This window comes from Cellvibrio sp., from assembly GCF_053579595.1.
On record NZ_JBRFPI010000174.1, the window covers coordinates 1 to 9,112 of the forward strand.

A 9,112-nucleotide genomic window follows, 5' to 3' on the forward strand; every position below is an offset into this window, starting at 1 on the left:
CGGCTTGCTGTAATAAATCGCGTGCATTGCTTTTGGTTACGCTGCCGCCGTACAAAATGCGCACGCGATTAGCTGTCGCTGCATCAAAAATGCGCGTGAGTTCTGCGCGAATAAATTGATGCACTTCTTGCGCGATTGCCGGTGTTGCTGCAAGGCCGGTGCCAATCGCCCATACCGGTTCATAGGCAACGCACAGGTCTTTGCCACTTAAGTCAATATCGGTGAGGCCGCCGCGCAATTGTTCACGCAATACTTGCTCGGTGATATTGGTTTCGCGCTGCTGTTGGTTTTCACCGACACAGAGCACGGGCAATAATTCGTGGTTCAAGGCAGTGCGGACTTTGATTTGGCAGCCCTCGTTATTTTCCGCAAACATCGCGCGGCGCTCCGAGTGGCCGATTAAACAAAGTGAGCAGCCCGCCTGTTTGAGCATTTGTGCGGAAGTCTCGCCGGTGTAGGCGCCGGATTCATAAGGGCTCACGTTCTGGCTGCCGATTTGCAACTCGGAGTACTGCAAAAAGGTCAGCATGTCGCGCATGTACAAATAGGGCGGGCAGATGGCAATTTGTGCCGCAAAGTGCTTGCCGATAAACGAGGCTACCGAAGTGCAAATCAAATCCAGGCCGCCGTTGAGTTTCCAGTTGGCGATCACTATGGGTTTACGTTGTTTCATGAAATCTACTCAAAAGAAGATGTGCACAAGAGTGCGGCGATAAAAATAGGTCGTCGGCGATTGGCGAGCTGATAAGTGAAAATGCTACACAGCGTAATGAAATCGAGCAATAGTCGGTTGAAATTATTTTGCTTTAAAGTGGTTATTTGTAGAAATTAAATCCTAAATTATCATGAAAAACATGTGTAAACGTTTCATTATTGCGCTTCATTAAAATGTAATCGTTTACATTTTGTGGGTGTTTAGTTGCTGGCGGTGAGGGGCAGTTCGTTACCGCTGGGGTCATAAAAAGCGTAATTATTTTTACCCTGCCGTTTGACGATGTACATGGCTTGGTCAGCATGTTTGCGCACGCTCAGCGCGTTGTCGCCATGCTCGGGATAAAGTGCTATGCCGATGCTGATGCCAATTTTTTCCATTGCCCCGGGTTGCACTTCGATGGGTGCTTGCTGTGCATCGAGAATTTTTTGCGCGATGCGTTTGATGGTGTCGATATTGCCGGCGTGATTCAGGATTAATAAAAACTCATCGCCGCCCAGGCGAGCGACCACATCGGAGTCGCGCACTAATTTGCGCAGGCGCGCAGCGATAGTGACCAGCACTTTATCGCCCGCATCGTGGCCGTAGGTGTCGTTGATGGTTTTAAAACGGTCGAGGTCGATCAACATCACCGCAAATTCTTTACCGCCCACTGGAGCCTGTTGGATAAGTTCTTCCAATGCACTCTCAGCTGCCTGGCGGTTGCTTAAACCGGTGAGGCTGTCTTTTTCGGCCAGCTCGCGAATGCGCTCTTCGGAATATTTGCGCTGGGTTACGTCATACATAACCCCTTCTACAGTGGCACCCTGCTGGGTATTGCCCGCAGGCGAAAAAATGCAGTGTACCCAGCGCACCTGATTATCTTGTTCAGTGCGGATACGCAGATCGGCGGAGTGTGGACGCTTGCTGATTAAGGATAATTTAATCAGTGAACTGGCTTGCTCGTGGTCGAGAAAAACCCGCGCGATAATATTATCGTCGCCCGCTGCGGGCTGCGCTGATTCGGCGAGCCCGGTGAGATGAAAAAAAGCGGGGTTGGCAGTGACCAGTGCGCCTTGCCCGCGCACTAAAAAAATGCCCGCACTGCTGTCTTCAAAAATACCGCGAAAGCGCGTCTCCAATAATTCTACGCGATGGCGCAATTGCCGCTCCTCTTCGAGCATGGTTTCAACCGTGTGCAAGAGGGCATTGATATCACCCGCGAGCAGGCCAATTTCATCGCCGCGATGTATGCCTGCTACATCAAGGCGATTGCCATCGCCGGGCGTGATGCGATGCAAACGGCCAGAGAGATATGACAGCGGGCGCGTCATCATCCAATACACCAGAATTAGTACCAGCAATGCAACCACGGCGGCTTGCGCGGCTAAACCTATCGCAGTGGCCATGGCGGAATCACGTGCACGCAAAGCAATGAGCGGCACATTTGGCACAACGGCAAGCTCGCCCACCCTTTCTTTTTCATCGAAGGGCGCATTTAGACTAATCGAAATCAATTGCTGTTTTGCATCGGCACTGGTTCGGCCGTGCTGGCCGATAATTTCCTTATTGGCAATAATTTTTGCGCCTACCACTATATCGTTTTGCGTCAATCCGGTGACCACTTGCTGCGCGAGTTCGCGGTTGCCAACGTAGGCGGCGATAGCTGCAGTCTCCTGTACGGTTTCCAATAATTGCTGTACTGAGCGCTCACTGTCGGCAAAGGATTTTTCGTAACTGCGGTGGTAAAAAAATTGCGATGACAAGAGCACAACAAAAAGCGCTGCGGCAGCGACACTGAGCGAGACTTTGATGTGCAGGCTTTGGATATTCATTCGAGCGCGGGTAACTCCGTTACAATTTTCACATTCTTGGGTAGCGCTTGGCGGGTGACATACGCAATTGCGCCAGTATTGCGGGCCACTTCAGCAATCAAGGTTTGTTCATCGGCCAGTTGTTTGGGGGGTGACATACGCCCGGCAAAAATCAGCGTGGCCCAATAGGCGTCTACCTGGGCTTCATTTTTGCCGGTGAGGGTTTTATAAAAGTGGGCGCGCAAGGGCGTACCGGTTTTTAAATCCAGGGTTTCGGCTGACTGCCCGTTGGGAAATGCAGAGACGCGCCCCATAAACAAATCCATTACCTGTTTTTTTTCCAGTGTGCTGACGGAATTCTGCGCGTTGACGATCACCAGTATCTCAGCCTGGAGTTGGTCGCTGAAGATCAGCGCTGCGATCAACATAATCACTTTCGCCATTTAGAAGAGCACATCCCATGCAAGGCTAAGGACAACAGGTTTTTGGTCTGCAAGGATCGGCCGGGTATTGTCAGAGCGCAACCAGAGGTTGGTGCCGGTTTTATCCACCTCAAATTGTTCCAGTTGGATTTTCAAGGCCATTTTTGCAGTGAAATCCCAGCGCGCGCCTACACCATAACTGCGTTGTTTGATACGCACACCATTCAGGGTGCGCTCGGTGGCCACAACCAGGTAATCCAATTGGGATTGAAAGGGCTCTGGCAGCACAATAGAGGGATACGGTACGTAAACCGATGGATTTTCGGGTTCCGCATAGCCGGTCAAACCGTAAATGGTCAGGCTACCAAAGCGCTTGCCCAGACTGGCATAGGCGTGTTTGCCACTGGCAACCAGTGCCAGCTCTGACCCTAATTGCAAAAACTCACCTTGAAACCACCAGTCGTTGTTGTCGTAGTTCACGCCTATCTGGTTGTAATCAAAACTTTTATTGAGGGTTTCCAACTCGGAAAGAAAAAGCGTCGCGGGCGGCCACATCGAAGCTACTTGTGCCAATCCCTCGCGCAGGGGTTTGGCGTGGTCACTTTTGACTTTCACATTGGCGTAGGTGTAGCGCAGCTTCCAGTAATTCCACTCCATACTGGTGCTGGCACCATAGAGATCGAACTCCACATGAATGCCCTGGTCGTTATTGAAACCGGTGGGATATTCCTCGTCCGAGTTGCCGTAAAACGCTTTGATAGTGAGTGCGGCATCGCTCAGTTCGATGCGCTTGGTAATGTCTGCACCATCAAAATTGTAGAGGGAGGCAAGGCCGTAAAGGTCATGTGGCGGGCGCACCCAGGGGATGGCATAACCGACTTGCCGATATTCAGAGAGCATAAACACATCGGCACCCAAGCGCCCCAGACGCAGATCCAGACCATCGGTGGGGCGATAGCGGACAAGTGCCCACTCGATGGAATTGGCGAGGCTATTATCGAAGCGATCTTTCGCCACCAGCTGCACCATGGTGCCCCATTCGGGTGACCAGTCTCCTTGCCATTGCAGGCCGAGTAGGGAATCGCTTTTCCAGCTGCCGCTATGCTCGTAAGCGCCATCATCTTTGGTGACGTCGCGTCTGAACACTAGCTCCGGGTTATCGCTAGTCGCGATACCGAAGGTGGCAAAGCCAGAGAGGCGATGTTCTGCATCAGCGCTTGCGAGTGGGGCAATACAAACTAGCAAGAGCGCTAATAGTGGCGGGAAAATGCGATTTTCAAACATCATGAGAAAGGTAACCTGAAAATCCGCTAGCGGCTGGACATCAACATCGATGGAGACATGGTCTGAGTATAGCCAGCGAGCCGTGCTTTGCAGGTTTACATTTGGGCGATGTATTTGGACAGGGTTTCGAATTTATCTGCATCGTTATCGACAAAGCGAATAACGATTTTTATCACACTGGTATCGGGGCGGTTCTCGCCCGCCTGAATGCTGTGCACGTAGCCGTTAACGCGTGCGAGACTGCTGCCATCACCGGTTTCTATATCGACGACGGCCTGCTCAAACACCGTGGGTAATTCATCCGCCCGCTGCATTAAACAGCTCATTAGTTGCAGTGACATCTCCCGAATTACACAAGCAAAAGTACGGTTGTTGGAAAAACGCAGTTGCGCCTTGCCTTTTGCGGCCTTGGGGGTTTCTACTGCTTTAATGTTGGGGGCTGCGGGCACTGCCGGTTTTGCACCCAATGCGCCAGCGCTGTTATTGGAGAAAGGATTGATGGGTTTGGGAGCAGCGGCTTTAGGTGCGCCACCACCGCTTCCAGTCAATACATCCACCGAGGCAAAGGCAATCCCTTGGGTGCTGGCGGTGCGCACCGCTTGCGTGGGTGATTTACCGGCAAGTTTCAATTGCTTGAAGACTTTTTTCAGCAGCTCTTCAGCCGAAAACGGTTTGGTTAAATAATCGGATACGCCTAGTTCAATCGCCTTGACGATATGGTTGCGGTCGCCGCGGCTGGAAATCATCACGAAGGGGATGGTGCCGTCGTGGGGCATGGCGCGCACTGCGGTGAGCAATTCGGCGCCGGTCATATTGGGCATTTCCCAATCGGAGAGTATGAGGTCGACCGCCTGGCCCTTGAGTTGCGCCAATGCTCTTGCGCCATCGGGAGCATCAAACACTTCCACGCCGGGAATTTTATCGCGCAATTGTTTTTTGATCATATCGCGGATAAAGGTGGCATCGTCCACCACCAGAATACGAATGCCCATAGGTCATCCCTCTAACGATTATCCTTTTAGCCTAGCCCAGCTTTGATAATTTGCGCGCAAGACGGGCAGGTAGAACTACCTATGTTGGCGCGTGGTAACGGCGCGCGCTAACGGCGTGTGCTAAGGGCGCGCGCCTGCAGGTGGCGGATGGGGGTATCGAGGCAGGTCTCGTCGTCGCGGAAGTCGCCAACTTGTGCGGCTTCCACCGCGATACGCACCCAGTGTTGCAGTTCGGCTGATTGGTCGAGAATCTCATTGGGTAATTGGAAGAAGGCGGATTCCACATTAACCGCCGCGCGTGGTTGAAACGCGGCCATACCTTTTTGCAGATAGAGCGTGCGCGAGTGTTCATCGGCGCGGAGATAGAGGTGGTCGTTGATCACAATCGCAAACTGCACGCCGCGATAATAAATGCCAACGCCGTTGAAAATCCGGCGATAGGAAACCTCTGCCACTTGCGACAAGCGGGCAATGATGCGATCCAGATACGCATGGCTGAGGTTCATTGGGTGATTTCCTATCCTGACCATTATTAAAAACCCCCAAAACTTTATGGAGCTGCGCATCCGTTTGCAACGACCTGCTAAGATTGTTTTCTGCGCCAAAACGAGGATAGTTGAATTTTTAACTATATACAGTTTACTGCTGAAAACGGGTGTATTTATGCAAATTGGGTGCGACGAATAAATACTGCTATAGTGCCCGGCTTTTTGAGGTTCAGGATTTACTTATGACCAACAATGATATTCTCCGCCGGCTGCGTTTTATTTTTGATTTTGGCGATGCACAAATGATGGCACTGTTCGCGTCGGGTGGTTTCAATGCATCGCGCGAGCTGGTGAGCGATTGGTTGAAGGCGGATGACAAGCCCGATTACAAAGAGTTGCGCGATGTGCAGCTGGCTATTTTTTTAAATGGCCTGATCAATAAAAAACGTGGCAAGCGCGAGGGCGAGCAGCCTGAGCCGGAAAAAAAGCTCAATAACAATATTATCCTGCGCAAATTAAAAATCGCGTTGGATTTTAAAGATGAGCAAATTCTGGAAGTGATGGAACTGGCTGGTTTTCCCCTGAGCAAACACGAGTTGAGTGCATTTTTCCGTAAACCTGGGCACAACAATTATCGTGAGTGCCAGACACAAGTACTGCGTAATTTTTTAAAGGGCTTGCAATTCAAGATGCGTGGCAATGTCGTTGATGCGACCGAACCTGTATCAGAATAGCACTTTGCTTTAACGCTATAGTTCGTTCTAAATCCATAGTCTCTTCATAACAATTGCTTCCGTTCGCGGTGAAATTGCTGGATTACACTTTAAGTGCTGTACCTTATCCGGTGGTAATCCATAAACTTGCTGCGAGCCAATTGTTATGCGCACTTACATTCGCCATCCTACTTCTATACCGATTCAAGTCTCTGCTGGTGGCGATGAAGAGTCGCGTGTCCGTGTGCGCAACCTGAGTGCTGGCGGCCTATGTTTTATCACCGATAAGCCAGTGAAGGTGGGCACGTTTGTCGAGTTTGATATTCCAGTGACCAAGCCGGACTATCATGGTCGCGGTGTGATCGTGTGGCGCCGTGAGCAGTCATCGAGGCACTATGAAGTGGGTGTACGCTTTACCAGCGATGATGAATTTTTTCGCACCCGTATGGTGGAGCAGGTGTGCCAGATTGAGGATTATCGCCAGCGGCTGGCGCTAAAGGGACGGCAGTTGAGTAGTGAGGAAGCGGCCTTGGAGTGGATAGAGCGCTACTCGGCGAGCTTTGATCATCATGCGCAGCATTAACAAAATCAGTTTATCCAAAAAACAAAACCCGGTTATTAGCCGGGTTTTTTGTGTATATCTCTGGCAGCTTAATCGTGCTTGTGATGGAATGGTGCGAGCCAGCAAATCAGGAATGATGGAATAGTTGCTACCATTACAAAAATAAAATAACCGGTATAACCCATCGCTTCCTGCAACACTCCACTTACCATGCCGGTGAGCATCATGCACAATCCCATTAGCGCCGTGCCGAAGGCATAATGCGCTGTCGTGTATTTACCGGGAGCGAGTTGCTGCATCAAATAAATCATAAAGCCCACAGAGCCAATACCGAAAAAGAATTGCTCAACTATTACGCCAGTGGCTATCAGCGCGTAGCTTTCCGGTTGGATAACGGAGAGCAATAAAAAGGTGACATTGGGAATATTAATCGCGCAACAAAGAGGGAAGAGTGCTTTTTTCAATCCTTTCTTGGCAACATAAAATCCGCCGATTAAAGAGCCAATGATCATAGCTATCAGGCCAAAGACGGAATAGATAAGGCCAAATTCCTGATTGGTCAATGACAGTCCACCATTTTCCATTGAGTCTTTCATAAACAACATACTGGGCGCTAACAAGAATCCATAGCTGAGACGGAACAACAGCGCGAAGCCAATCATCATCCAAATTCCTTTTTTCTGGAAAAAGGTGATGAATGCATCAAGCAAAGTTGCACTTGCTTCTTTCACGCTTGTGGGGGTGTTTTCAGAGCGCGAGCCATCGGGCATAAATTTCCAGTGCCATGCTGCCATTGCCAACATGACTGCACCCAATAACGCGAAAGCGATCTGCCAGGATTGGGTCCAGTCGGTGCCATTTACCAATGGATCGTGACCAAAAACATTTTCATGTAAAAAACCGGTCAAAATAATCAGCCCGCCGGTGATTGCCAGTTTTCCAAGGTTCCAGCTTAAGCTTTGTACGCCGCAATACTGCGCCTGCTGTTTGCTGTCCATGGAGGTGACATAAACCCCGTCACTGGTGATGTCCTGTACTGAGCCGATAAAAGAAATTACCCAGAACAATACGATCATGGGAAGAAAAAAGCTGGGAAGATTCAGTGCCAGGGCAACACCGATAAATCCTATACCTTGTATGATTTGGCTGGCGAGTACAAAAAACTTTTTGGTTTTGTACATCTCCAAAAATGCTGCGAACAAGGGTTTTATTGTATATGCCAAACCGAGGGCACTGGCATAACCTGCAGCCTCGGCATTACTCATTCCGAGATTGCTGAACATAATTACGGCGGCTGCGGTAAGAATGTTGTAAGTCAATGCCATCGTAAAATAACCGGTTGGCACCCAGAGCAAGGGGTGTTTGGTTTTGGCGGGCGGCGTTATAACAGAGGCGGAATCAATCGCAGAATCAGAACTCATGGTCAGTACCTTGTGTTTTTTCTTGCTGTTGTGTTTTTGTGGTAACGGCCACCTGCTCGTGTTGGTTTCAGGTATAGGGTGCGTTACTCACTGCCACTGGTTTTATTCTAGTCGGCGTAATCCATGCCTTGATTGTTGTTCCGCTTTGGAAACAGAGGCCACTTTTTCGTAAAGTGGCCTCTGTGATCTCTCTCACCTGATCAAGCGGTTGATACTGCTTTGTTGGGTGTTACTTTTTTTATTGCGATGTTTAATCGCTATTGTTTACAACTATTTTTTTATTGCTGCAGTAATGCAGTTTTATTTCGTGGCTCGCGCGCAATTATTTGCCCGCTTTGTAGGTTTGTGCGGCTTTCAGAATTTGTGCGCGCGCTTCTTCCAGATCACCCCAGCCAGCGACTTTTACCCACTTGCCTTTTTCCAGGTCTTTGTAGTGCTCAAAGAAGTGTTCGATTTGCTTGAGGGTGATTGCAGGTAAATCTTGCAGGGTTTTTACTTCGCTGTAGATGGTAGTCAGTTTGTCGTGTGGTACCGCTACGATTTTTGCATCTTCACCGGCTTCGTCGGTCATCTTCAGCACGCCCAGTGGACGGCAGCGAATCACCGAGCCTGCTTGCACTGGCTGTGGGAATACTACGAGTACATCGGCAGCATCGCCATCGCCACACAGGGTGTTGGGGATGTAGCCGTAGTTGCAAGGGTAGTACATGGCGGTACTCACCAGA

Annotated in this window: 10 protein-coding genes; 2 read left to right on the forward strand and 8 right to left on the reverse strand. The window is 50.1% G+C overall.

Translation table 11 applies throughout. The features are described from left to right. The 6 genes from tpiA to ACWA6V_RS11900 form a co-directional block, all read right to left on the reverse strand. Window positions 1-673: triose-phosphate isomerase (gene tpiA / locus ACWA6V_RS11875; protein ID WP_449522686.1), on the reverse strand; the 673-nt coding region annotated here is incomplete at its 3' end. 242 nt (window positions 674-915) lie between these two features. Then, the gene (locus tag ACWA6V_RS11880) at window positions 916-2,526 is read right to left on the reverse strand and encodes a diguanylate cyclase domain-containing protein (protein ID WP_449522687.1); all 1,611 of its coding nucleotides are present in this window, start codon (window positions 2,524-2,526) and stop codon (window positions 916-918) included. Then, a complete protein-coding gene (locus tag ACWA6V_RS11885) occupies window positions 2,523-2,948 on the reverse strand; it encodes a hypothetical protein (RefSeq protein ID WP_449522688.1) in 426 nt (141 codons plus the stop codon). The genes ACWA6V_RS11880 and ACWA6V_RS11885 overlap by 4 nt, the downstream gene beginning before the upstream one ends. Continuing rightward, entirely contained in the window at window positions 2,949-4,214 is a 1,266-nt protein-coding gene (locus ACWA6V_RS11890) for a hypothetical protein (protein WP_449522689.1), read from the reverse strand. Between the two features lie 92 nt (window positions 4,215-4,306). Further along, window positions 4,307-5,203 (reverse strand): response regulator, encoded by an 897-nt coding sequence (locus ACWA6V_RS11895; protein WP_449522690.1) that lies wholly within the window; start codon window positions 5,201-5,203, stop codon window positions 4,307-4,309. Window positions 5,204-5,310: 107 nt separating this feature from the next. Next, window positions 5,311-5,709, reverse strand: a complete 399-nt coding sequence (locus tag ACWA6V_RS11900) for a TfoX/Sxy family protein (protein ID WP_449522691.1) — start codon at window positions 5,707-5,709, stop codon at window positions 5,311-5,313. Window positions 5,710-5,933: 224 nt separating this feature from the next. On the opposite strand from ACWA6V_RS11900, the gene ACWA6V_RS11905 reads away from it, so the two are divergent. Together ACWA6V_RS11905 and ACWA6V_RS11910 are read left to right on the forward strand one after the other, a co-directional pair. Beyond that, a complete protein-coding gene (locus ACWA6V_RS11905) occupies window positions 5,934-6,425 on the forward strand; it encodes a DUF1456 family protein (RefSeq protein WP_449522692.1) in 492 nt (163 codons plus the stop codon). Window positions 6,426-6,570: 145 nt separating this feature from the next. Continuing rightward, window positions 6,571-6,987, forward strand: a complete 417-nt coding sequence (locus ACWA6V_RS11910; RefSeq protein WP_449522693.1) for a PilZ domain-containing protein — start codon at window positions 6,571-6,573, stop codon at window positions 6,985-6,987. Window positions 6,988-7,055: 68 nt separating this feature from the next. On the opposite strand, the gene ACWA6V_RS11915 is transcribed toward ACWA6V_RS11910, so the two are convergent. Beyond that, window positions 7,056-8,387 (reverse strand): MFS transporter, encoded by a 1,332-nt coding sequence (locus ACWA6V_RS11915; RefSeq protein WP_449522694.1) that lies wholly within the window; start codon window positions 8,385-8,387, stop codon window positions 7,056-7,058. Between the two features lie 322 nt (window positions 8,388-8,709). Further along, window positions 8,710-9,112: inorganic diphosphatase (ppa, locus tag ACWA6V_RS11920; protein ID WP_449522695.1), on the reverse strand; the 403-nt coding region annotated here is incomplete at its 5' end.